Origin of the sequence: Marinimicrobium sp. UBA4509 (assembly GCF_002388575.1) — a bacterium.
GTDB classification, from domain to species: domain Bacteria; phylum Pseudomonadota; class Gammaproteobacteria; order Pseudomonadales; family Cellvibrionaceae; genus Marinimicrobium; species Marinimicrobium koreense.
In genome coordinates this window covers 97,710-99,629 of record NZ_DGMV01000087.1, presented here as the reverse complement: position 1 = coordinate 99,629, position 1,920 = coordinate 97,710, and the positions used below count along the sequence as shown (strand labels likewise).

At 56.5% G+C, this 1,920-nt stretch carries 1 protein-coding gene; it reads right to left on the bottom strand.

Annotated features, from left to right (window positions below):
* Window positions 1–87 precede the first annotated feature (87 nt).
* Window positions 88–1,839: an alpha-amylase family glycosyl hydrolase gene (locus B3520_RS16830; RefSeq protein WP_286805610.1), complete on the bottom strand. Its 1,752-nt coding sequence runs from the start codon at window positions 1,837–1,839 to the stop codon at window positions 88–90.
* Between the last annotated feature and the right edge of the window lie 81 nt (window positions 1,840–1,920).

Sequence of the window (1,920 nt, the reverse complement as noted above, 5' to 3'; positions counted from 1 at the left end):
GGCCTTATCCGCCCTACGCGGACTGCCGTGGTATGCGTAGGGCGGATAAGCGAAGCGCATCCGCCGTTACCCAACCCAAAATATACCTCAAACTTTCTTCTCATAATTCGTCAACCAGACACACTGATACGGCGCCAAGGTCAAAGTCCCGTACAGATCCGTCACCGCCTCCCCACTGATCAAATCCCGCCAATTCTCTGTACTGATCAAATTGATATTGGTCAAACTGATTTCCTGCGGCCGATCGCTCAGGTTATTCAGACAGAAAATACTCTGAGTTCGGCGCAGGCTCTGCCGCCAGAAACCAAACACCTCCGGCTGCAAGTGCAAAGTGAACTGAGTAGCATTCGGGTGAAACGCCGGCTGCGCACAGCGAATCCGGATCAGTCTCTGCAGCGCATTGAAGATTCGGTGTTGAGGTTTTTCCGGGTCGGCTAGAAGCGTTTCGAGTTCACCCTTGTGCCAGTTGGTCCGGTTGATGGAACGGTTGTGCTGGGTGGCTTCCAGTTTGTCCAGGTCATTGGGCGTCGCAAACAGGGTGTGAATATAAAACGCCGGTATACCCTCCAGGGCCAACATGATGATCTGTGAACAGAGCAACCGTGCCTCCTGCCAGCGATCGGTACCCTGATAGGTACCCTTGAAGGCATCGAACAGACTGATGTTGGCCTCGTAAGGTTTGCTTTCGCCATTCTGTCCGGTGCGGCTGGAAATGCGACCGCCAAAGGACTGCAGCGTTTTCAGGAAGGTTTCCAGCTCCTCGTCGGACAACAAGCCTTCCGCCGGACGCAACCCGATACCGTCGTGGGAGGCGGTAAAATTCAGATAGGCACAGCCGACCGGCGAGGGCGGCATGCTCATCAACCAGCCTTTCAGATACTGGCCGTTGCCGGACAGCAGCGCGTGAATCACCAGTGGTGGCAGGCTGAAGTTGTAGATCATGTGCGCTTCGTTACTGTTGCCGAAGTACGTCAGGTTTTCCCGGTTGGGCACATTGGTTTCGCTGATCAGAATCGCGTGGGCATTTTTGTACTCCATCAGCAGCCGCAGCAGCTTGATGACTTCGTGGGTTTGCGGCAGGTGTATACAGGGCGTTCCGATTTCCTTCCACAGAAAGGCCACGGCATCCAGACGAAGCCACTGAACGCCCTTGTCGAGATAAAGCCCGATGATCTTCAGGTATTCGAGCAGCACCTTGGGGTTGCGGAAGTCGACATCAATCTGGTCATGACTGAACGTACACCAGACGTGCTTCACGCCTTCGTTGGTTTCCACTGCGCGCAGTAGCGGGCTGGTGCGCGGCCGCACGACCATGGACAGGTCGTAGTGGGGGCTCGCCTCGACAAAGTAATCCCGACCCGGGTCTTTGCCATATTGGTAGTTGCGGAACCAGCCGCTCTGGCTGGACACATGGTTGATCACCAGATCGCCCATGAGTTTGAAGTCTTGCCCCAGAGTTTCAATATCGTCCCATTCGCCCAGCTCGGCGTCGACCTGGGTGTAGTCGATGACGGCAAAGCCGCCGTCGGAGCTGTGGGGGAAGAAGGGCAGCACGTGCACGGCGCTGAAGGTGTCCTGCAGGTGTTTGTGCAGGAACTGTTCGAGGGTATCGAGGGGTTTTTCGTTGGGGGTGCGGATGGAGTTGCCGTAGGTGATCAGCAGGGCGTCCTGTTCGGACCAGAGTTGCTCGGGCGGTACGATGGCGCGGTTGATCCGCGGCCCGATGGCCTCGAGGCACTGTTGGGTCAGTGCGTCGGTGTCGGCATTGGGGTAGAGGTAGGCGAGTAGCGCGGTGAGTTTACTTTTCAGTTCCGGCAGCGAAAAAAAGTCAGTCGTCATAGTATGGGCCCGTCATGGTCAGTACCCAATATCGCAGCAAGATCCATACCGGTGAGCCGTGTGCGTTGATCCAGCTCCGGG

Coding starts and splice junctions, on each gene's coding strand:
- B3520_RS16830 (WP_286805610.1), bottom strand. CDS start 1,839: ATGACGACTGACTTTTTTTCGCTGCCGGAACTGAAAAGTAAACTCACC.